We start from the raw sequence: 22,248 nt of genomic DNA on the forward strand, positions 1-22,248 counted from the left end.
GGGATGCCCCCGCGATAGCCCCCTTCACGGGAGTTTGACCTAGCGTGCGACGGTTACTTCGGCCATGTGGTCAGGCGCATCAACGCCGCCATTGCGGGCGCTGTCGCCCTTTTTGATTGCGTCGACGACGTCCATCCCTTCGATCACCCGCCCGACGACCGTGTATTCGCCGTTCAGATGCGGTGCTTCGTCGAACATGATGAAAAACTGGCTGTTGGCCGAATTCGGGCTGGCCGACCGGGCCATACCGACCGTGCCCCGGCGAAACGGCACGTTGGAAAATTCGGCGTCGATGTTCGGGCGATCTGACGCGCCGGTTCCGGCGGCGCTGATGTCACCATCGACCTTGCCGTGCTCCACATCGCCCGTCTGGGCCATAAAGCCGTCGATCACCCGGTGGAAGACGACACCGTTATAGGCACCCTCCTCCGCCAGTGCGGTCATCTGCTCTACATGGTTCGGCGCAACGTTCGGCAGAAGGTCGACCACGATGGTGCCTTCGGTCGAACCCGCGACCTCGATCAGCAGGTTTGGCCCCGGCGTATCGCCATCGGCAATCTCAACCTGCGTTTCGCTGGTCTGGCCCATGTAAAGCCACGCGGCAACGCCACCCGCCGCAAGGATCGCGACCGCCCCGAGGAAGAGCGAACTTTCACGCATCCGCAGCAACCTTAACGCTTATCATGCGGTCCGGGCTCGCGGGCGGCTCGCCCCGTTGAATGGCGTCCACATGCTCCATCCCGTCGATCACGCGGCCATAGACCGTGTATTGACCGTTAAGGAAGCTGTTATCCTTGAAGTTGATGAAAAACTGGCTGTTGGCAGAATTCGGGTTCTGCGAGCGCGCAGCACCAAGCGTTCCGCGATCATGCGGCAGCTTGGAAAACTCTGCGGGCAGATCCGGCAAGTCAGACCCACCCGTGCCCGCACGACCCAGATCGAAGTTGTTTTCCATATTGCCGTTCGCAACATCCCCGGTCTGGGCCATGAATCCGTCGATGACCCGGTGAAACGCCACGTTGTCATAGGCACCAGAACGGGCGAGTTCCTTCATCCGCTCTGCATGTTTGGGGGCGACGTCCGCAAGCAGTTCTATGGTGACGGTCCCGTCTTTCAGCTCCATCAGGATTGTGTTTTCGGGGTCTTTGATCTCGGCCATCGGGCGCTCCTTTACTTCTTAACTCGGGCGCGACCCTAATGGCGTGCGTGGCAGAGGAAAAGGGCAAAGCGACCTGTTGACGTTCCCCCGGCAATCGGGTGAGTAGAGGTGAAACCACAACCCGGAGGATGCACGATGACCTGGAAGACCCTCGACGATATGGAGCTTGCCGGAAAAACTGTGCTGACCCGTGTGGATATCAACGTCCCGGTTGAGGATGGCAAAGTGACGGACGCGACCCGGATCGAGCGGATCGTGCCGACGGTGAAGGACATCCTTGAAAAAGGTGGGCGCCCTGTCCTGCTGGCGCATTTTGGCCGCCCCGAAGGTAAGATCGTGCCCGAGATGTCGCTAAAACCGCTGGTGCCGGAGCTTGAAAAGGCGTTCGGCGTGCCCGTCCGATTTGCCGAGGATTGTATCGGTCTGCCTGCGAAAAAGGCGGTTGGCGCTTTGCAAACGGGCGAAGTTCTGCTGCTCGAAAACACACGGTTCCACGACGGCGAAGAAAAGAACGACCCGATGTTCGCAGCCTCTCTCGCCGCGCTGGGGGAGCTTTACTGCAACGACGCGTTTTCCGCCGCACACCGGGCGCATGGATCGACCGAAGGCATTGCGCAGCTTTTACCTGCCTGCGCCGGACGGCTGATGCAGGCCGAATTGAAAGCGCTTGAAGCGGCGCTGAGTGCGCCCGCGCGCCCCGTCGGTGCGGTTGTGGGTGGTGCGAAAGTGTCGACGAAGCTCGACCTGCTCGGCAACCTTGTGACCAAGGTCGATTACCTCGTGATCGGTGGCGGGATGGCCAACACCTTCCTCGCCGCGCAAGGGATTAACGTCGGCAAATCGCTGGCCGAACACGATATGACCCATACAGCGGTTGAGATTATGAAATCGGCGGAGGATGCGGGCTGCACCATCGTTCTACCTGTCGATGTCGTCGTCGCGAAGGAATTTGCCGCTGGTGCCGCGAACGAAGTCGTCGCGGCAGACGCCTGCCCTGCCGACGGCATGATCCTCGACGCCGGGCCAGAGACCGTCGAGAAGATCAACGGCGTGTTCGGGGAGTGTCAGACGCTGATCTGGAACGGCCCCCTCGGCGCGTTTGAGATTGAACCGTTCAATGCCGCAACCAACGCGGCTGCGAAAACCGCGGCGGACCTGACGAAATCCGGCAAACTGGTCAGCGTCGCAGGCGGCGGCGACACGGTTGCTGCGCTGAACGCGGCAGGAGCCGCCGATGATTTCACATACATCTCAACCGCGGGAGGTGCCTTCCTTGAGTGGATGGAAGGCAAAGAGCTGCCCGGCGTTGCCGCCCTTGACGAAACATAGCGGAAATCACCGCCGTTAGCGCGACCACGATTGCAACGATCCCCCCTGTCGCTTAGAACCGCTGCGAAAGGGGTTATCCCCCGTTTTTTAGTGTGATTGGGCGAAAACGATATGTCGAACGAAAAACAAGCGGAACAAATGCGGTCGGGCAACGGGTTTATCGCGGCCCTCGATCAAAGTGGTGGCTCCACCCCCAAGGCGTTGCGCCTGTATGGGGTTGAAGAGAACGCCTATTCCTCAGACGACCAAATGTTCGACCTGATCCACGATATGCGCTCGCGGATTGTTTTGTCGCCAGCGTTCGACGGAAAACGCGTGATCGGGGCAATCCTGTTTGAAAAAACGATGAACCGGGACATCGGCGGCAAACCCGCCGCGAAGTGTCTTTGGGATGATTTCGGGGTGGTTCCGTTCCTGAAAGTCGATAAGGGGCTTGAGGATGAGGTCGACGGCGTTCGCCTGATGAAGCCAATCGACGGGCTCGATGACACGCTGAAACGCGCCGTGGATGCCGGGATGTTCGGCACCAAGATGCGGTCGGTGATTGACGCCGCTTCCCCTTCCGGTATTGCCGCCAACGTCGCGCAGCAGTTTGAAGTCGGGCGTCAGATCCTTGCGCATGGGCTCGTTCCGATCCTTGAGCCGGAAGTGACGATTTCGATCAGCGACAAGGCCGAGGCGGAAGACATCCTGCTGGCCGAGCTGACCAAGCAACTGGACGCAATGCCTGCGGATCAGCAGGTCATGCTGAAACTGACGCTGCCAAGCAAGGCGAACCAATACAAATCGCTGGTTGAGCATGACCGTGTTATGCGGATCGTCGCGCTGTCGGGCGGGTATTCACGGGCGGAAGCGAATGAAAAGCTGGCCGAGAATACAGGCGTGATCGCCAGTTTCTCCCGCGCATTGACCGAAGGTTTGTCGGCAAAGCAAAGCGATGCCGAGTTCGACGGGACGTTGGATTCGACAATCGACAGCATCTATTCGGCGTCTGTGGCGGGCTGAGCGGCGTTCGCTGGCGTTGCTGACCCTGCGCGGTTGCGCCGCCTCCGGCGGGGATATTTTCAGAAAGATGAAGCGGGCGCGAGGCGTGCGATGAGCGCGTCGGTGTCGAGGGCTGATGCGGCTCCCGCGACATGGCCGCGTCCGCCAGCCACGCGGGTTTTTACGTAGGCGTCAGCGACGGCTGAAGGTGCATGGCGGATCAGGATCGCGGCGGCAAGCAGGGTCGAGGTGCGTTCTGCGAACAGGCGGGCCTCGTCCTCCGGCACGGACTTTGCCCAGCGGTTTCGATGGTCTTTCAGGGCAGTGTCATAGGCTTGGTAAGCGCCTTTGCTGGCCTCCACCTCTGCAAACAAGGCGGCGCCAGCGTCAGGGTCGCGGGCCAGTGTGCGCAGGATATCGAGGCATATGACATTGCCCGACCCTTCCCAGATTGAGTTAAGCGGCGCTTCGCGATAGAGCATCGGCAGGGGGGTGTCATCGGTGTAGCCCATCCCGCCGAGGCACTCCATCGCCTCATAAATCACGTTCGGGCAGCGTTTGTTGTTCAGGAATTTCGCCAGCCCGACGGCGATACGGGCGAAGGGCGCTTCGTCGTCCCGGTCAAACGCCGCGGCAACGCGCATCCCGAGCGCGAGCGCCCCTTCCCATTCAAGCGCGAGGTCGGCGAGCACGGTGCGCATCAACGGCTGGTCGATCAGGTGGCGCTGAAAGACGGTGCGCCCGGCGCACCACCAATGCGCCTCGGTCAATGCCGCACGCATGAGGCCCACCGGAGCGAGCGCGGTATCCAGCCGGGTGTGGTGCACCATCCTGATGATCTGGCGGACGCCGTCGCCCTTCTCCCCCAGCCGTTCAGCCCATGCGCCGTGATATTCGATTTCGGCGGAGGCATTGGCGCGGTTGCCGAGCTTTTCTTTCAATCGCATCAGGTGGACCCCGTTGCGGGTTCCGTCTGGCAACCAGCGGGCCACAAGGAAACAGGTGAGGCCACCGGGCGCTTGCGCAAGCGTCAGGAAGCCATCGGACATCGGAGCGGAGCAGAACCATTTGTGACCGTAGAGGCGATAACCCTCCCCATCCGGCTCCGCCCGTGTCGTATTTGCGCGAACGTCAGAGCCGCCCTGCTTTTCGGTCATGGCCATACCCATCGTCGCGCCAGCCTTTTCGGACACCGGCGCGATGGTTGGGTCATAGGTGCGCGAGATCAGTTTTGGCCGCCAGAGATCACCAAGCGGACCAGTCAGTGCGGGCACCGCCGCGTAGGTCATCGTCATTGGACAGGCTGTTGCGGGTTCCGTCTGGCTTTGCAGATAGACCATTGCGGCGTGGGTCAGATGTCCGCCAGCCGCGCCTTCCCACGGTGCGGCGGCGTAGCCTGCGGAAAGCCCCTGTGTCAGCAGTTGATGATAGGCGGGGTGGAACCGAACCTCATCAAGCCGTCGCCCGCCGCGATCAAACAGCGCAAGCTCCGGCGCGTGACGGTTGGCGAGGCGCCCGGCCTCTCGGGCGTCTTCCGACCCGATCCAAACGCCGAATTGGTTGAGGGCGCTGCCATCCCCGCCGTAAGCATCCACATAATCGACGAGGGCCGTATCCTCCGCATAGAGGTTGCGCGAACCGAGTGGCGTCGGCTGATTGAGGGCGTCGGTATCGGCATCGGTCATGCGATCTCCTCCTCCCCCGAGTTTACCGGATTTGGTGGTCTTTGTGATGGTAGGATTTCACGACCTCAAGGCCATGACTCTGAAAGATTTTTCGCCTGATTGGTTAATCGGGGATTCACAAAGCGAATCACCTGTGTCATGGTGCTGTTACCCGCCAGACAAGAGGCTGGAACGAGGCAGAGAAGATGAACCGCAAACGCCCGACACTCGGTGCCATTCTATATTTCGCCATTTGCTTTTCGCTTGGCGTGTATTTTACGTTTGCGGCTGTTCAGGGCGATTACGGGCTGTTTCAACGGCTGCAAATTCAAGCTGAAAAAGCCGAATTGCAGGACGATCTGAAAACCTACCAGATCGCGGTGGCCGAACTGGAAAACAAAACCCGCCGCCTTTCGGACACCTATCTTGACCTTGATCTGCTAGACGAACAGGCACGGGAAATTCTTGGCATGGTGCGCGCGGACGAAATCGTCATTCCCTGACATCGTGGCGGAGTCGCCTTTTCTTTCTGTCCACCTTGTGTAAACTCCTCGAAACAATGGTTTAGCGCTGAACTAACCATGCAATCGTCGGGGGATGACCAATGGCTGCAAAGAAAACATCCAGGAAACCTAACGTCTCAAAAGAAGAGCTGTTGGAATACTACCGCGAGATGCTGCTGATCCGGCGGTTTGAAGAGAAGGCCGGCCAGCTATACGGCATGGGCCTGATCGGCGGGTTTTGCCACCTCTATATCGGTCAGGAAGCGGTTGTCGTTGGCTTGGAAGCCGCCGCTGAAGAAGGCGACAAGCGCGTCACCTCATATCGCGATCACGGTCATATGCTGGCTTGTGGCATGGACCCGAAGGGCGTGATGGCCGAACTGACCGGGCGCGAGGGCGGCTATTCCAAGGGCAAGGGCGGCTCCATGCACATGTTCTCGAAAGAGAAGGATTTTTACGGCGGGCACGGCATTGTTGGTGCGCAAGTGCCGATTGGCGCGGGGCTGGCCTTTGCGAACAAATACCTTGGCAATGATCGCGTGTCATTCGCGTATTTCGGGGATGGTGCGGCCAACCAGGGGCAGGTTTACGAAACCTTCAATATGGCGTCGCTTTGGGATTTGCCGGTGATCTTCGTAATCGAAAACAACCAATACGCGATGGGCACGTCGCTGCAACGCGCGTCGTCCACGCCTGACCTCTATACGCGGGGCGAGGCGTTTGGCATTCCGGGCGAAGCGGTCGACGGCATGGATGTCTTGGCGGTGAAGGCCGCGGGCGAAGAGGCCGTTGCCCACTGCCGGGCTGGCAAAGGTCCCTATATTCTTGAGATGAAGACTTACCGGTATCGCGGGCATTCAATGTCTGACCCTGCGAAATACCGCACCCGCGATGAAGTTAAGAAAATGCGGGATGAACGGGACGCGATTGAACACGTCCGCGACCTGCTGCTGCAAGGCAAACACGCAAGCGAAGATGACCTGAAAGCCATCGATAAAGAGATTAAGGCGGTGGTCAACGAGGCTGCTGAATTCTCAAAAGAAAGCCCCGAACCCGCTGTAGAAGAGTTGTGGACAGACATCTACGCCGAAGAAATCCCGCAGGAGGCCCTGTAATGCCCCATTTTGAGATTCACGCGACCGACGTCGAAAGAGCCAAGGCATTCTATAGCGGGCTGTTCGGCTGGACGTTCGCGGCCATGCCCGGCGGCGAAGAAATGGACTATCACCTGATTGAAGGCGATGAGGTCGGCATGGACAAGGGCGTCACCGCCGGTCTGATGCGCCGCATGGGCGACGCGCCGGAACAGGGCGCCCCCATTCGCGGGGGAACCATGACGTTCGAGGTTGACGATTGCGATGCGCGATACGAATGGGCGCTGGCAAACGGTGGCGCCGAAGCGCTGCCGCCCGAGGATTATCCGGGCATTGGACGCTGCGCTTATGTCGAGGATGGCCAAGGCAATGTAGTTGGGATGATAAAGTCGGATGAAGGGGAGCTTTGAACATGGCGACCGAAATTCTGATGCCCGCGCTGTCCCCGACGATGGAGGAAGGCACGCTCGCCAAATGGCTGGTCAAGGAGGGCGACGACGTATCGTCAGGCGACATTCTGGCCGAGATCGAGACCGACAAGGCGACGATGGAGTTTGAAGCCGTCGATGAAGGCGTCGTTGGCAAGATACTTGTCACCGAAGGCACAGAGAACGTCGCGGTGAATACGCCAATCGCCGTGCTGCTGGAAGACGGCGAGGATGCGTCGGCGGTCGGCGAAAGCTCCCCCACGGCATCGGCAAAGCCTGACGCCCCCGCATCATCAAAGCCCGAAGCAAAAACCCCCGCCCAGCCAAAGACGGCCACGGTGCAACCCGACTCCGAAGTCCCTGAAGGCACGGAAATGAAGGCAACCACTGTGCGCGAAGCACTTCGCGACGCAATGGCCGAAGAAATGCGCCGGGACGACACGGTTTATTTGATGGGTGAGGAAGTCGCTGAATATCAGGGGGCTTACAAAGTCAGCCAAGGGTTGCTGGATGAGTTTGGCAGCAAACGTGTCATCGACACGCCGATCACCGAACACGGATTTACCGGGATCGCGGTCGGCGCGGCCTTTGGGGGTCTGAAGCCGATTGTAGAGTTTATGACCTTCAACTTCGCAATGCAGGCGATGGATCAGATCATCAACTCCGCCGCGAAAACGCTTTATATGTCTGGCGGACAGATGGGCGCACCGATGGTGTTCCGGGGGCCAAACGGCGCTGCGGCCCGCGTCGCGGCCCAGCACAGCCATGACTACGCCGCACTCTACGCCCAAGTGCCGGGGCTGAAGGTCGCGATGCCCTACTCCGCCGCCGATGCCAAGGGTCTTTTGAAATCAGCGATCCGCGATCCGAACCCGGTGATTTTCCTTGAGAATGAGATTCTCTACGGGCGTAGCTTTGACGTCCCGGTGATGGACGATTTCACCGTTCCATTCGGACGCGCGAAGATTTGGCGCGAGGGGACAGACGTCACGATCGTCAGCTTCGGGATCGGTATGCAATATGCCTTGGAAGCGGCAGATCGGCTCGCCGAAGATGGCGTATCCGCCGAGGTCATAGACCTGCGCACCCTACGCCCGATGGACACCGATACGGTCATCCAGTCGGTGATGAAAACGAACCGCTGCGTCACTGTCGAAGAGGGGTTTCCCGTCGGCTCCATCGGCAACCATATCTCAGCGGTTCTAATGGAGCAGGCGTTCGACTACCTCGACGCGCCAGTCATCAATTGCACGGGCAAGGACGTTCCGATGCCCTATGCCGCCAATCTTGAAAAGCTCGCGCTCGTAACCACGGACGAGGTTGTCGAGGCCGTCAACCAAGTCACCTATCGGTAAGGGGAAAAGACGGATGCCCACAGAAATCCTGATGCCCGCCCTGTCACCCACGATGGAAGAAGGCACGCTCGCGAAATGGCTCGTCAAGGAAGGGGATGAGGTATCCTCTGGCGATTTGCTTGCAGAAATCGAAACCGACAAGGCCACGATGGAATTCGAGGCCGTCGACGAGGGTGTGGTTGGGAAGCTACTGGTGACCGAGGGAAGTTCCGGCGTCGCCGTCAACACGCCGATCGCGGTCTTGCTGGAAGACGGCGAGAGCATGGACGATGTCGACACGTCGGCGAGCGATGGCGGGGCAAAACCCGCACCGACAAAGGACGCCGAGAGCGTCACCAAAAGCACGCCAAAGGACACGCCTGCACACGCGCCCAAACGCGATGACGGAGATCGGGTCTTCGCGTCCCCCCTCGCCCGCCGGATCGCCGCGGATCGCGGGATCGATCTTTCGCAGATCGCCGGGTCAGGTCCAAAGGGTCGGATCGTCAAGGCAGATGTCGAAGATGCAAAACCTGTCGCCAAAGCGGCAAAACCTGTGGATAGCGCGGTAACGCCTCAAACCACCTCCGTGCCAACTGTATCCGCCGACACCATCGCCAAGATGTATGAAGATCGTGAGTATGAGGAAATACCCCTAGACGGGATGCGCAAAACCATCGCCGCGCGACTGACCGAAGCAAAACAGACGATACCGCATTTCTATCTGCGCCGGAGCGTCCAACTGGACGGGCTGCTAAAATTCCGCAGTCAGTTGAACAAGCAACTCGAAGGGCGCGGCATCAAGCTCAGCGTGAACGACTTCATCATCAAGGCCTGCGCCCTCGCCCTGCAATCCGTTCCGGCGGCAAACGCAGTTTGGGCCGGGGACAGGGTATTACAATTGAAACCGTCTGACGTCGCAGTCGCGGTTGCGATCGAAGGCGGCCTATTCACACCCGTGTTGAAAGACGCAGAGTCCAAAACTCTATCGACTCTTTCCGCCGAGATGAAAGACCTCGCGACACGCGCCCGCGACCGGAAACTCGCACCGCATGAATACCAAGGCGGCAGTTTTGCGATTTCAAACCTCGGGATGTTCGGCATCGAGAATTTCGATGCAGTCATCAATCCACCTCACGGAGCGATTCTCGCTGTCGGCGCGGGTCAGAAGAAAGCAGTTGTCGGGGAAGATGGCGAATTGACAGTGGCAACCATGATGTCATGCACGCTGTCTGTCGATCATCGCGTCATCGACGGGGCGCTAGGGGCCGAGTTGTTACAGGCAATCGTCGACAATCTGGAAAACCCGATCGCAATGCTGGCCTGAGGGCCTCAGCCGGAGTCCGAATTCGCGTCGTCCGTGGTTCCGCCGACGAGGTTAAGCAGCTGGTCCATCGTCAGCGATGGCTGATCGCACCCGGCCTCTCCAACAATACGCGCCGGAACACCCGCCACGGTTTTGCAAGGCGGCACGTCCTCCAAAACGACAGACCCCGCCGCGATGCGGCTGCAATGCCCAACGCGAATATTGCCCAGAACCTTCGCGCCTGCCCCGATCAAAACACCGTTTTCGATCTTGGGGTGGCGATCTTCATCTTCTTTGCCGGTTCCGCCGAGCGTCACCGAGTGCAACATAGAAACATTGTCACCAACAACCGCAGTTTCCCCAATCACGATGGAGTGCGCGTGGTCAATCATGATGCCCTTACCGATTTTCGCGCCGGGATGAATGTCGATTCCAAAGGCTTCGGAAACACGCATCTGGATGAAATACGCCATATCCCGCCGTCCCTTACGCCACAGCCAGTTGCCCAATCGATAGGCCTGAACGGCCTGAAACCCCTTGAAGAACAACAGTGGCTGCATAAGGCGGTGGCAGGCCGGGTCACGCTCAAGAACCGCGACGAGGTCGGCCCGTGCAGCACCGGCAAGTGTCTCATCGTCGGCAAAAGCCTCATCCGCGAATTCCCGCAACAGCTGTTCGGACATTTCGCCCGACCCCAGCTTTAATGAGATCCGATAGGCCAAAGCATGTTCGAGGGATTTATGGTGAAGCACAGAGGAATGAAGCAATCCGCCAAGCATCGGTTCGTCCCGATGTGCAATCTCGGCTTCCTCACGGATACGTTGCCAGACTGGATCAATCTCAGAAAGTTTTGCGCGCGTCTCGGCCATGATGTTGTCTTCCTTCATTCGCCGTGCCGTTCTACATAGATAGTCATTCTTCGCCAAGCACAAAGGCCAGAAACGGAAAAACCGGCATATGGACGAAATTCGACTGAAAGAGATGAAGTTCCGTTTGCTTGAAATGCAATCCGAACTTGCCGACGAGACACAACGCGGGACCGAAGGAACCAAGACGGTGATGCTTGACCAACAATCGGTTGGCCGACTCAGCCGTATGGATGCCATCCAAAATCAGGCGATTGCACAGGCGGCGCAGGCACGGCGGGAACAACTTAAAAGCCGAATTCAATCAGCGCTTGCCCGAATTGAAGAAGACGAATTCGGCTATTGCGTAGAGTGCGGCGACGAAATCGCCCCTAAACGTCTTGATCTCGATCCGACGACAACGATCTGTGTGACCTGCGCGGCCGGGTCATAGACGCGTTTTCCCCGCGCCAATCGATGATTGCCTGAAAGACCGTCGAAAGACAGTCGCAATACTCCGGGTCATCCAAAAACGGCTCGGACCTGCCGGACACACCAGCGGCGGACATCAGCGATCCATTACCCCAGAACGGATGGGCCCGACCGTATCGCTTGCGATATGCATCCGCCGCGTTTGCTTGCCTTAGCATCCGACGGACTGCCACCTCACGCGCGACTTCGGGCAAACCAAGCAAAACAAGCGCCGCCGCGCGCACGTCACCATACAAGACAGGACGCATAGCCGCCTCCTTTAACCGTCAAGCACCCACGGAACCGAGAGCAAACAAACCCGGGCCAAATCGATCCGATATTTGGGCGACCGCGACCTCGTAAAACCCGGTCAGACCGTCAGCTGTTCGGGCGCTTGCGGAATAAACCCACTCCGGCGTCGAAACCACCTCCTCCCGCACGACGGAACCATTCTGTGTCAAGCGAACAAGATACCGTTCCCGCTCCTCGCCCAGCGGAACCTCGTAGGAACTCCAACTGTCCCCATCGATCCGGGTTCGCCGCGTCCAACGGACCAATAGCGCGCCGTTCTCATCCTCACGCACGGTAAGATGGGACGGGGAATACGGTCTCAGACCAATCCCGGAAAACGCTTCGACGCTGTGAACGTAGCTCGGATCATCATTGGGTCTTCCCCCCGGCCCAATCCGATAATGACGCGCCAAGTCCCGCGCGGATGGCGACAACTCGATCTGTTGGAGGGTTTTGTTCAGAAGGATGAAGTAACTTCCAATCGGCCAGCTATCTGGGATCGCCCCATCTGACCCGAACTGCCCACGCAGACGCGTTTTAAGGTCATAGGTATCGCCATCAACCAGGTCGGCCTTCTCGAACTGAAAAATCTCCCAGTTGTCGGTTGATCCGTCGCCGATCACGGCGAGATTTGCGCCGTTCAGCACATCGGCCCAGGTAGCACTCGACAGCGTTCCCGTGCTCAACCGCACCCGCAACGCGTTGCCTCGGTCAACGACGCCTGACCTCGCCCATCTCAGCGGCGTTTCGGTCCTACCAACCGTCGCCGCAGCCGAAATCAGCGTGTTGAGCGCATATCCGCTATCATTCGCTGAACTAAAAACCGCAACGTTCCCCGGCCACGGATCGGCGGCGACGGCCAAGAAAGGCGCATGCGGTTGCTCGGCCTCCGCCGCGACCGGCAAATCCAAAAAGATCGGAGAGACTGGCACCGTCGGCACAAACGGATCGACCCGGGGACGATCATCCGCGCCATCGCTTGGTTCATAAACCCCGTCCTCAACCCGCGTTGCCTCAACCATTTGCGATCCACCTTGATCGACGTGGTCAATACGAAACCGCCCGAAAATGCTGTCCGCGTTGAGCGTGACGACATCGCCCGCCCCCAACGCCAGCGCGGATTGGGGCAACGAAAATCGAACCGTATCCCGCGCCACGCGCGACTCCGCCAACCACCGCTCCGCGATTGCACGCCCGTCCGCAGCCGTCAGCGCGAGCGGTAACTCCGACTGCGAAACGCCATAAGTCGTATCATCCGGAAAAATCGCCTCAGACGAACGAATGGCAAAATCACCCTCCGCCTCGACAAAGCTCAACCGGACGCGCCCAGCCAACTCCGCCGCGTGCGAACGCACTGCCTCTATCCGCGCGACATCCGGCCCCTCCAGCGCCAAACGCTCGGGGTCAAGCGACGCGTCCGGATGCCCGTCCCGCGTTCTGAAAACCAGATTGCCGTCGCGTTCCACCGCATCAAACCCATAGGCGAGCATCAAAGACTGCAACGCGGCCCGCGCATCCGACGCGCCGTCGATAGCATAGCCCCGGACATATCCCCAAAGGTCGTCCACAGTGACGTAGTCCACACCTGATCTCGCGCAAATTTCCCTGACCAAATCGGACAACGCGATGGCCGCCGTTCGCCCGTTCAACCAGTGGCCACGAGCGTAATTCTCCCCATCGCTCCATAGCGCGGAGTTGTTGGGGAAATGCGGAAACGGTCGCGCATCCCATGCCCAAACGTGCGCGCGGGACATATCGACCATCTGCACGCCATACTCTTCGGATGTTGGATTATTCCCGGGATCAGACCAGAATTCCGCCATAGCGCGTAAATATTGCAACTGCATTAACTCGTCCCGGCGGCCGTCCGAATAGTGAGGCAGGCTTGATTCCGACGACTTGGGGTCGAGAAATTTGTTCGGCTGGTTCGCGCCCTTATCTATCGCTGCGCAGCCAAACTCATCGACCCATGCCGCGTCAAACTGCGGCCCGCGAAGGCTCTCCGGTTCATGCGCCGAAAACACCTGCGCGATGGCGCCGTTCGGCCAGACCAGCCGTTTGCGCGTCGCCTGCCATTCCGGTTTCCGATCCGGGGGGGAGCACGCCAATATACCGCTATCGCCAAAAATCATGACCTCGCGAACCTGCTCTATCGTTTCGCCCACCAAGGCGACCCGGGCGGACCGCCCCGGGTCCAGCGGGCGACTGCCCTCTACTTCGCTGCGCACCCATTCCGCCCCGGCCCGCGTCTTGCCCGCACCGCGCCCGCCAAGGATCACCCATGTCTTCCAATCGCCATCCGGCGGCATTTGATGGTCCATCGCCCAGAACTGGAAAAGAAAAAGGAGCGCCGAAAGCGCTCCTTCATCCAGATCATCCAGAAAGGCCGTCTGAACCTCTAGCGGCTCTGAGGCGATCAAGGCGGCGCCCGATCTCAGCCCGCGCGACGTCAAAGTCGATTGGGGTATAGCAGACGGCACCCTCTGCCTTTCTAAGTTGCTCATCCAGTCGCTCCTTTTCCTTGTTCGCGACGGTCACGGCCTCGCCGTATGCGCGGATTCTCTTCTTTGTTTCCACAGCATCGACGTCCGATCCGGCCTCTAGCTTTTTGATCTTTTCGTTCAGCGCTTCAGCCGCACGATTCAATTGGTCTCTGGCCACCGAATTGATTGAATCCGATGTCCCCGCATCCCCCACGGGCCCTGTATCTGTCATGTTTTTCTGAACCTGCCTCTCATGCTCTCCGCACGAGCGAAACGAAAAAACGGCCGCCGGGTCACCCCGAGGCCGCTTGCCCACTTCTTCTAGCTTGCCCGAAGGTATACTTTAAGGCGTTCGATAAGTCAAGAACATTCTTCCTGGTTGTATTTGATTTTGTGACTCACAATGGCTTTAGCCAATAAAAAAAGGGGGTCACGCTCAAAAGATACTTTCCGCCCGCACCGGTGCAGCACCTGCATCCACCCCGTGACGGTGGCAAATCCCGTCCAAATAGCTACCCTTCGGCGGCAAACCCCCGAGGTCGGACAGAATCAACCGCTTTGCAAACCCGAACAGATGAACAGATCGCGTTTCGGGCTGCTCAATCTCATCCCATGGACCCTTTCGATCAAATATCTTTAGCACTTGGTCCCTCAACAAAGGGTAAAACACCGGGGTCGCCATTGCGGCGACATACTCGCCGCTCTCTTTTAAGAAATGCGTAAACGCCTTTGGGCCGGAACACCCCCAGGATAGATCTTTGATACCCCAGCGCGCGCCATTCGCCACCTCAGCTGCGCGGCTTGCCCGAAACCGCCTTCCCCGCCACGGCTGAATCGGGTTTTCGGCCATCACGAAATCAAGCATCCCGCGCAGGCACGGCGACTCCGGCGGCAGTCGCATCACCCCGGTCAACGCCCGGCCCTCCGGGTTGCAGGCAAAGATCGGGCCGGGTCCAAAATCAAACGGGCGGACGCAATAGGCATCCATGTCGACCCAGATGCAATCCTGCTTCGCCATCAGGTGCAGGCGGAAAATATCTGAAAACACAGCGACGCGGTGACGGTCGGGCGGTTCCAACGAAAACGGAAGGGCGGGCAGAATCTCGCGGGCATCGCACACCTCCGCCCCGGCCGGAACACCGCCAATCGGCCCCAGCGCATAAAGCTGGAACCGATGCCCGCGGTCCAGATAGGACTGAACCACAACCTGTTCAAAAAACGTAAGATCGGACCCGTGCCAAAAGCTCGCGATAACCGGCAAGTCTGACACGCGCACTCTCCCAGTTCCGCCGATTACTCTGACGTCGCCTCGTTCCGCTCCGCTTCGATCTGGCGCCAGCGGGCGACGTTCTCGTTGTGCTCGGCCAGCGTTTCGGCAAAGGCGTGCCCGCCCGTCCCGTCGGCCACGAAGAACAGATATGGCGTGTCCGCGGGGTTCAGCGCGGCCTCAATGCTCGCCCGGCCGGGATTCGCAATCGGTGTCGGCGGCAACCCGTCGATCACATAGGTGTTCCACGGTGTATTGCTGCGCAGCTCGCTCTGCCGTAGCCCGCGCCCCAATGCGCCCTGCCCCTTGGTCAGACCATAGATCACCGTCGGGTCAGTTTGCAGACGTATCCCTTGGTTCAGGCGATTGACAAAGACGGATGCCACCTGAGGACGCTCTTCCGGCACACCAGTTTCCTTTTCGACGATAGAAGCCAGCACCAGCGCTTCCTCAATCGTCGCGATGGGCAGGTCGTCCGCCCGGTTTTCCCACGCTTCGGTCATGATCGCCTGCTGCGCGTCCTGCATCCGCGCGATCAGCTCTGCGCGATCAGCTCCGGCTGTCACCTCATAGCTATCCGGCGCCAGCGTGCCCTCATCCGGCACGGCCTCAACTTCGCCCTCAAGGAAATCCGCGGCTTTCAGCGCTTCGGTGATCTGCCAGCTTGTCGCGCCCTCGGCGAGCGTTACGCGATACCGTACATCCGCATCATCGCGCACTTCGGTGTAGGTTTCCGGCACCTCATCGACACCGGGCTGGAACGCGGCGAGTTCGACATATTCGTCCGTGGCCGGGTCAAGTTCACTCACCACGACCTTATTGGTCAAAACGCCGACCCGGAAGTTCACCTCGGTCCCGCAGGTCGACCGCCCGCTCCCGGTGATGATCGCCGTGATTTCATCCATCGAGCTTCCCGCGCGCACGAGGAAGCTGCCCGCCTTCAGATCCCTCGCCCGCTCGGTGTATTCCGCACCCATGCGAAACAGGGCAGAGCTTGAAATCGCACCCTCGTCAGCGAGCTTGCTCGCGACATTCGCCATCTTCTGCCCGCCTTCGACCCGCAGACAGATCGACGCTTCAAGCGGCCCGGCAGCCGTGTATTGCGACTTGGCCCAGGCGATCAGCCCACCCAGCGCAAAAACCAGCACGACAAGCAGTGTCAGCCCGGTCGAGGCGATGTTGCGCCACATCAGTCAGTGACCTTTCCCAACACGAGCGACGCATTCGTGCCGCCAAAACCAAAGGAATTCGACAGCGCGACGTTGATCTCGCGCTTCACAGCCTTCAACGGCGCAAGGTCCAGCTTCGGCTCTACCGCCGGATTTTCAAGGTTCAGCGTCGGCGGCGCGATCTGGTCGCGGATCGCGAGGATGCAGAAAATCCCCTCGACAGCGCCCGCAGCGCCCAGAAGGTGGCCAATCGCGGATTTGGTCGACGACATCGTCGCCTTCGCCGCTGCATCCCCCATCAGGCGTTCCACCGCGCCAAGTTCAATCGTATCCGCCATCGTCGATGTGCCATGCGCGTTGATATAATCGACTTCGCCCGGCTCGATCCCGGCCCGCTCAAGCGCGGCCTTCATGGAACGGTATCCGCCATCACCGTCAGAACTCGGCGCGGTAATGTGGTAGGCATCGCCAGACAGGCCATAGCCCAGAACCTCGGCATAAATCTTCGCGCCACGGGCCTTGGCGTGTTCGTATTCTTCCAGCACGACAACGCCCGCGCCTTCGCCCATCACGAACCCATCGCGATCCGCGTCGTAAGGGCGGCTGGCCTTGGTCGGATCATCCTCGTGGCCCGTTGAAAGCGCCTTGCAGGCGTTGAAGCCCGCTATCCCGATCTCCGAAATCGGGCTTTCGGTGCCCCCGGCAATCATCACATCAGCGTCGCCCCACTGGATCAGCCGTGCCGCGTCGCCAATCGCGTGGGCACCCGTCGAACAGGCCGTCACAACCGCGTGGTTCGGCCCTTTGAAGCCATAGCGGATACCGACCTGACCACTCACCAGATTGATCAACGCACCGGGGATAAAGAACGGCGATACCCGGCGTGGGCCGCGTTCTTTGATCAGAACCGCCGTTTCGGCAATCGACGTCAGCCCACCGATACCAGACCCGATCATCACGCCCGTGCGCAGACGGCTTTCCTCATCCTCAGGCGTCCAGCCGGCATCTTTCACCGCCTGATCCGCCGCAGCCATACCGTAGAGGATGAAGTCATCAACCTTCCGGCGCTCTTTCGGCTCCATATAGGCGTCGGGGCTGAACGTGCCGTCGCTGCCATCCCCCATCGGGATTTCGCAGGCGTATTTCGTCGTCACATTACTTGCGTCAAACCGCGTGATCGGGCCGGCGCCCGACTGCCCGTCTATCAGCCGTGACCAGGTCTCCTCGACCCCGTCAGCCAGTGGTGTGACCATTCCCAATCCTGTAACGACGACACGACGCATGGCATTGCCCTCTTATTCCTAGCGCGAAGTTCCCGAACTGATACCGCGCGACGGGACCGGGGGGCAAGGCGCTTTCGCGCAGCAGGCAAAGAAACGCCCCGGAAAGGCAAAGCTTCCGGGGCGCTTGTTAATCAACGGGTTGGCCTTCGCGGCTCAGATCATCTCTGCGACGGGTTCTGACGCGTCGCGCTTCGCAACCTCCAGCGCCTCGGGCAGACTGAACGTCTTGCTGAACAGCGCACGGCCACACAACGCCCCTGCGATGTTGCGCACGTATTTCAGCCGCGCAATATCGTCGAGTGTTCGGACCACCCCGCTCGCGATCACCGGCGCGCGGGCGATGTCCGCAAGGTGAGAGATCAGGCCAATCGACCCATCGCTGTCGCCCACATCCGTATCGACATCCGTGACGAGAATCGCGGCCAGCGGCGCGGTTTCAAATTCGCGGATAAAGCTTTCAGGCTCAAACGCGGTTTTCTGGCGCCAGCCGTCGATCACGACGTTGCCTTGGAACACGTCCACCGCCAGCACCACCTGATCGGGGTGAAGCTTTGCAGCCTGCTTCACGAAATCCGGGTTGCGCACCGCGGCGGTCCCGATCACGACCCGGCCCGCACCCTTGTCGATGGCGGCCTCGACATGCTCCATCGTGCGGAAACCACCGGCAAGCTGAACCGGCACGCCAGCGCTGCGGATGATCCGCGTCACCAGATCGCTGTTGTCGCCGTCATTCACGACCGCGTTGAAATCCGTCACATGCATCCATTCGGCCCCGGCATGGGCAAAATCAATCGCCCGCTGAACCGGATCGACGTGCCAAATTGTCGGCTCATTGATACGCCCGCGATACAGGGTTACACACTTACCGTTCTGAAGTTCGATTGTAGGAATTACGATCATGGCAGTCCTCGTGCGCTCGGCAGATATGGGCTTGGGCAAGCACCGGGCAATTGGCCACGCGTGCCTGTCTTCGGCGGCTACACACTCTGCATTAATCTAGCACAAGACACGCCGAATGTCAGGACAAGGCATCCGCGCAACGAAAAACGGCACCCGATTGGGTGCCGCCTTCACATCTTGGTCGAGGAATGGCTTACGAAGCTTCTTTGATGAACTTCGTCGCGTCGCCAAACGTCTGGATGGTTTCGGCTGCATCGTCGGGGATTTCGATACCGAATTCCTCTTCGAAAGCCATAACCAGTTCCACGGTGTCCAGGCTGTCAGCGCCCAGATCATCAATGAAAGAGGCGTTTTCAACGACCTTGCTTTCTTCAACACCCAGATGCTCGACAACGATCTTTTTCACGCGGTCTTCGACGTCGCTCATTTCAATTCCTCACATGTCTTCGGGGACAGCCCCCGTATTTGCTTCCGTTTGGCCCGGTGTTTCCACAAGTTTAGGCCGCTCTGGCCCCGCTTTTGGCGGGAAACCGACGGGCATATACCGCGCCACCGGTAAAAACTGCGCCGCCTATAACACATCATTCAGGCTTCGCAAACGCTTTCGCTTGGGTTCCGGCAAATCGCCGAAGCCGCCTACAACATGGCCATACCGCCGTTCACATGCAAGGTCGTTCCGGTGACATAGCCTGCCTCGGGGCTTGCAAGATAAAGGACGGCCGCTGCGATCTCCTCCGCATCGCCCATCCGTCCGGCGGGCACCGACGTCAGGATTCCCGATTTCTGATCATCGGTCAGCTTTTCGGTCATCGCGGTCGTAATAAAGCCCGGGGCGACGCAATTGACGGTGATTCCCCGGCTCGCGACCTCATAAGCGATGGATTTCGACATGCCGACCATCCCGGCCTTTGACGCCGCATAGTTCGCCTGCCCCGGATTCCCTGTCGCGCCAACAACGGATGAGATATTTACGATTCGACCCCAGCGCGCCTTCATCATCGGGCGCATGACCCCCCGACACAGCCGCATGGTCGAGGTCAGATTGACATCCAGCACCGACTGCCAATCCTCATCCGACATCCGCATAAAGATGTTGTCGCGGGTGATTCCTGCGTTGTTGACGAGGATATCGACCGATCCCATCGCCTCAACCGCATGTTTTGGCAGCGCGTCCACGGCCTCTGCGTCCGACAGATTGCAGGGCAGCACATGGGCACGATCACCCAGTTCCGCCGCCAATGCCTCAAGCGGATCAACCCGCGTGCCAGACAGCGCAACCGTCGCGCCCGCTGCGTGCAGTGCTTTCGCAATCGCCCCGCCAATGCCACCCGAAGCACCTGTGACCAACGCGCTCTTTCCAGTTATATCAAACATTTATGCCCCTTAGTTCATCGTCTGAACGGTTGCCTTGACTTCGTCCGGTGTGCCGACGGTAAGCGAGGTTACATCACGGTTAATCCGCCGGATCATGCCGGACAGCGCTTTACCTGCGCCGATCTCCCAGAACTCATCCACGCCGTTTTCGATCATCCATTCGACCGAGGTGCGCCACCTGACCCGTCCCGTCACCTGATCGACCAGCAGCGACCGGATCAGACCGCTTGACGTGACCGGCGCCGCCAGCACGTTCGCGACGAGCGGCACTTTCGGTTCCTTGATGTCAACTTCGTCCAGCGCGCGCGCCATTTCTCCGGCGGCGGGGGACATCAGCGTGCAGTGGAACGGAGCCGATACAGGCAGCATCACCGCCCGTTTCGCTCCGGCCTCTTTCGCCAGTTCAACCGCGCGTTCGACGGCCTCTTTATTACCGGAAATCACGCTTTGCGACGGATCGTTTTCATTCGCAACCTGACAGATCCCGCCCTGCGCGGCGTTCTGCGCGACTTTGGCGGCCGTGTTGAAATCCAGCCCCAGCAGCGCCGCCATCGCGCCCTCACCGACCGGAACGGCCTCTTGCATCGCCTTGCCGCGAATGCGCAACAGCCGCGCGGTGTCGCCAATCGTCATGGCCCCAGCAGCGGCGAGCGCCGAATATTCGCCCAGCGAATGCCCGGCAACGTAGGCCGCGGCGTCGATCGTCACGCCCTCCGCCTCAAGCGCGCGCATCGCGGCAAGCGATGTTGCCATCAGCGCCGGCTGCGCATTCTGCGTCAGGGTCAGCGTTTCCTGATCGCCTTCCCATGTCAGCGTGCTCAGTTTTTCGCCCAAAGCCTCATCGACTTCATCAAAAACGGCGCGTGCCTCGGGATATGCTTCGGCCAATGCCTTGCCCATCCCGACTGTCTGTGCGCCCTGTCCCGGAAATACGAATGCGCGGCTCATAGCCCCTCCTTTATCGCGTTTCCTTGGAGATACCCTGCCTCGCCGCGCTTCGCAATCGCCCCCTGCATTCCTGCACGGGCGTTGTGCAGCAAAAGCCATTGCAGTTGGCGAAGCGTGAACGCACACTCCGGCGAGTCAGGATTCCGGGGGCGCAATGCCGATTTCAAACAGCAGCACGCGGTATGGTGCCGTGACCAAATGGTTTCACTGGACCACCGCGCTTTTGGTCGTGACGCTGATTCCGCTTGGCATCGTCGCCCATGACGCGCCCTTCGCCACGTCGGAAGAGCTTCAGTGGAAGGCTTTCCTGTTCTCGATCCACAAAACTTTGGGCGTTGCGGTGTTTTTCATCGCCCTCGCCCGCATCGCTTGGGCGATCACCCAGCCAAAACCCGGCCTGCTGAACGCCGACAACAAACCCGAAGCGTTTTTGGCCCAGACGATCCACTGGCTGCTCTACTCTGCCCTCGTGCTGGTGCCGCTGACCGGGTGGATTCACCACGCCGCCACCGAAGGCTTCGCGCCGATCTGGTGGCCGTTCGGGCAGAACCTGCCTTTCGTCCCGACAAACGACCTTTGGGTCGCGCATTTGTTCGGCTCGCTCCACTTCGCGTTTGAACGGGTGCTGGCGTTTTCCGTCTTGCTGCACATCGCCGGGGCGTTGAAACACCACGTCATCGACCGCGATGCCACCCTGCGCCGGATGCTGCCGGGCTACCCCGCCCTGCCCGATTTGCCAGCGCAGACCCACTCCCGCCTGCCAATCCTCGCCGCCGTCGCCGCCTACGGAGTCGCTTTGGTCGTTGGCACATTCCTTTGGTATCTTCCAGGCCTCGAAACCCCAAAACAGCCCGTCGAAACCACACAAACCGAAACCCAGGGCAACTGGCAGGTCACGGACGGAACGCTCGCCATTACCGTCAAGCAACTTGGCAGCGATGTCAGGGGTGAATTCGCGAACTGGTCTGCCGACATCACCTTTGACGAAACCGTCGAAAGCGGCGTTGCAGGACAGGTCGAAGTCACGGTCGATATTGCGTCCCTCACCCTCGGGTCGGTCACCGAACAAGCGATGGGCGCGGATTTCTTTGACGCGGCGAACCATCCGACAGCGGTGTTCGCGGCTGATATCACCCGCGCGGGCGACGCCTATACAGCCGATGGCACACTGACGATGAAGGGCGTGAAACAGCGGGTCAGCCTGCCATTCACGCTCGCCCTCGATGGCGACACCGCGACGATGGAGGGCGCCTTAACCCTCCAACGCCTCGATTTCGGAGTTGGTCAATCAATGCCCGATGAAAGCAATGTCGGGTTCTCGGTCGGGGTCGACGTGGCCCTAACGGCGGATAAGACGGAGTAAGCGCGAGGTCGGGCGCTTCGGTCAGTTACATCTTGCCGTGCGGCCTTCAACGC

General features: G+C 59.9%; 21 protein-coding genes. 9 read left to right on the plus strand and 12 right to left on the minus strand.

Annotated elements, in window-relative coordinates; genetic code table 11:
• Positions 1–39 precede the first annotated feature (39 nt).
• Both ACEWPJ_RS09580 and ACEWPJ_RS09585 read right to left on the minus strand, forming a co-directional pair.
• On the minus strand, positions 40–660 hold the full coding sequence (locus tag ACEWPJ_RS09580; RefSeq protein ID WP_416512744.1) for a peptidylprolyl isomerase: 621 nt from the start codon (positions 658–660) through the stop codon (positions 40–42).
• Positions 653–1,159 carry a peptidylprolyl isomerase gene (locus ACEWPJ_RS09585; RefSeq protein ID WP_416512745.1) on the minus strand — a complete coding sequence of 169 codons (507 nt, stop codon included), beginning with the start codon at positions 1,157–1,159 and terminating at the stop codon, positions 653–655. Before ACEWPJ_RS09585 ends, ACEWPJ_RS09580 begins: the two co-directional genes overlap by 8 nt.
• A gap of 135 nt (positions 1,160–1,294) precedes the next feature.
• Here ACEWPJ_RS09585 and ACEWPJ_RS09590 point away from each other — a divergent pair, with 135 nt between their 5' ends.
• Both ACEWPJ_RS09590 and ACEWPJ_RS09595 read left to right on the plus strand, forming a co-directional pair.
• On the plus strand, positions 1,295–2,488 hold the full coding sequence (locus ACEWPJ_RS09590; protein ID WP_416512747.1) for a phosphoglycerate kinase: 1,194 nt from the start codon (positions 1,295–1,297) through the stop codon (positions 2,486–2,488).
• Between the two features lie 111 nt (positions 2,489–2,599).
• Positions 2,600–3,493, plus strand: a complete 894-nt coding sequence (locus ACEWPJ_RS09595; RefSeq protein ID WP_416512748.1) for a fructose bisphosphate aldolase — start codon at positions 2,600–2,602, stop codon at positions 3,491–3,493.
• A gap of 59 nt (positions 3,494–3,552) precedes the next feature.
• Here ACEWPJ_RS09595 and ACEWPJ_RS09600 read toward each other — a convergent pair whose 3' ends face one another.
• Positions 3,553–5,157 carry an acyl-CoA dehydrogenase family protein gene (locus ACEWPJ_RS09600; protein WP_416512750.1) on the minus strand — a complete coding sequence of 535 codons (1,605 nt, stop codon included), beginning with the start codon at positions 5,155–5,157 and terminating at the stop codon, positions 3,553–3,555.
• Between the two features lie 185 nt (positions 5,158–5,342).
• On the opposite strand from ACEWPJ_RS09600, the gene ACEWPJ_RS09605 reads away from it, so the two are divergent.
• From ACEWPJ_RS09605 to ACEWPJ_RS09625, 5 genes are all read left to right on the plus strand, one after another.
• A complete protein-coding gene (locus ACEWPJ_RS09605; protein ID WP_416512751.1) occupies positions 5,343–5,639 on the plus strand; it encodes an FtsB family cell division protein in 297 nt (98 codons plus the stop codon).
• A gap of 101 nt (positions 5,640–5,740) precedes the next feature.
• Entirely contained in the window at positions 5,741–6,754 is a 1,014-nt protein-coding gene (gene pdhA / locus ACEWPJ_RS09610) for a pyruvate dehydrogenase (acetyl-transferring) E1 component subunit alpha (protein ID WP_416512752.1), read from the plus strand.
• Positions 6,754–7,143 carry a VOC family protein gene (locus ACEWPJ_RS09615; RefSeq protein ID WP_416512753.1) on the plus strand — a complete coding sequence of 130 codons (390 nt, stop codon included), beginning with the start codon at positions 6,754–6,756 and terminating at the stop codon, positions 7,141–7,143. Before pdhA ends, ACEWPJ_RS09615 begins: the two co-directional genes overlap by 1 nt.
• A 2-nt stretch (positions 7,144–7,145) precedes the next feature.
• The gene (locus tag ACEWPJ_RS09620) at positions 7,146–8,516 is read left to right on the plus strand and encodes a pyruvate dehydrogenase complex E1 component subunit beta (RefSeq protein ID WP_416512755.1); all 1,371 of its coding nucleotides are present in this window, start codon (positions 7,146–7,148) and stop codon (positions 8,514–8,516) included.
• Positions 8,517–8,529: 13 nt separating this feature from the next.
• The gene (locus ACEWPJ_RS09625) at positions 8,530–9,822 is read left to right on the plus strand and encodes a pyruvate dehydrogenase complex dihydrolipoamide acetyltransferase (RefSeq protein ID WP_416512756.1); all 1,293 of its coding nucleotides are present in this window, start codon (positions 8,530–8,532) and stop codon (positions 9,820–9,822) included.
• A 5-nt stretch (positions 9,823–9,827) separates the two neighbouring features.
• On the opposite strand, the gene cysE is transcribed toward ACEWPJ_RS09625, so the two are convergent.
• Positions 9,828–10,670, minus strand: coding sequence for a serine O-acetyltransferase (gene cysE, locus ACEWPJ_RS09630; protein ID WP_416512757.1), 843 nt, complete (start codon positions 10,668–10,670; stop codon positions 9,828–9,830).
• A 133-nt stretch (positions 10,671–10,803) separates the two neighbouring features.
• On the opposite strand from cysE, the gene ACEWPJ_RS09635 reads away from it, so the two are divergent.
• On the plus strand, positions 10,804–11,100 hold the full coding sequence (locus ACEWPJ_RS09635) for a TraR/DksA family transcriptional regulator (RefSeq protein ID WP_416512759.1): 297 nt from the start codon (positions 10,804–10,806) through the stop codon (positions 11,098–11,100).
• Between the two features lie 304 nt (positions 11,101–11,404).
• Here ACEWPJ_RS09635 and ACEWPJ_RS09640 read toward each other — a convergent pair whose 3' ends face one another.
• The 8 genes from ACEWPJ_RS09640 to fabD form a co-directional block, all read right to left on the minus strand.
• Positions 11,405–13,912, minus strand: a complete 2,508-nt coding sequence (locus ACEWPJ_RS09640) for a phage tail protein (RefSeq protein WP_416512761.1) — start codon at positions 13,910–13,912, stop codon at positions 11,405–11,407.
• Positions 13,913–14,327: 415 nt separating this feature from the next.
• Positions 14,328–15,161, minus strand: a complete 834-nt coding sequence (locus ACEWPJ_RS09645; RefSeq protein ID WP_416512763.1) for a hypothetical protein — start codon at positions 15,159–15,161, stop codon at positions 14,328–14,330.
• 23 nt (positions 15,162–15,184) lie between these two features.
• The gene (gene mltG, locus ACEWPJ_RS09650; RefSeq protein ID WP_416512765.1) at positions 15,185–16,348 is read right to left on the minus strand and encodes an endolytic transglycosylase MltG; all 1,164 of its coding nucleotides are present in this window, start codon (positions 16,346–16,348) and stop codon (positions 15,185–15,187) included.
• Positions 16,348–17,610 carry a beta-ketoacyl-ACP synthase II gene (gene fabF / locus ACEWPJ_RS09655; RefSeq protein WP_416512766.1) on the minus strand — a complete coding sequence of 421 codons (1,263 nt, stop codon included), beginning with the start codon at positions 17,608–17,610 and terminating at the stop codon, positions 16,348–16,350. Before fabF ends, mltG begins: the two co-directional genes overlap by 1 nt.
• Before the next feature lie 153 nt (positions 17,611–17,763).
• Positions 17,764–18,510 carry a HisA/HisF-related TIM barrel protein gene (locus tag ACEWPJ_RS09660; protein WP_416512768.1) on the minus strand — a complete coding sequence of 249 codons (747 nt, stop codon included), beginning with the start codon at positions 18,508–18,510 and terminating at the stop codon, positions 17,764–17,766.
• Between the two features lie 193 nt (positions 18,511–18,703).
• A complete protein-coding gene (locus ACEWPJ_RS09665; protein WP_416512770.1) occupies positions 18,704–18,937 on the minus strand; it encodes an acyl carrier protein in 234 nt (77 codons plus the stop codon).
• A gap of 209 nt (positions 18,938–19,146) precedes the next feature.
• A complete protein-coding gene (gene fabG, locus ACEWPJ_RS09670; protein ID WP_416512771.1) occupies positions 19,147–19,884 on the minus strand; it encodes a 3-oxoacyl-ACP reductase FabG in 738 nt (245 codons plus the stop codon).
• Positions 19,885–19,893: 9 nt separating this feature from the next.
• Positions 19,894–20,832: an ACP S-malonyltransferase gene (gene fabD, locus ACEWPJ_RS09675; RefSeq protein ID WP_416512773.1), complete on the minus strand. Its 939-nt coding sequence runs from the start codon at positions 20,830–20,832 to the stop codon at positions 19,894–19,896.
• A gap of 154 nt (positions 20,833–20,986) precedes the next feature.
• On the opposite strand from fabD, the gene ACEWPJ_RS09680 reads away from it, so the two are divergent.
• Positions 20,987–22,195: a cytochrome b/b6 domain-containing protein gene (locus tag ACEWPJ_RS09680; protein ID WP_416512775.1), complete on the plus strand. Its 1,209-nt coding sequence runs from the start codon at positions 20,987–20,989 to the stop codon at positions 22,193–22,195.
• The last annotated feature ends 53 nt before the right edge of the window (positions 22,196–22,248 follow it).

Origin of the sequence: Aliiroseovarius sp. YM-037 (genome assembly GCF_048060095.1) — a bacterium.
In the GTDB taxonomy this organism is placed as follows: domain Bacteria; phylum Pseudomonadota; class Alphaproteobacteria; order Rhodobacterales; family Rhodobacteraceae; genus JBLUOA01.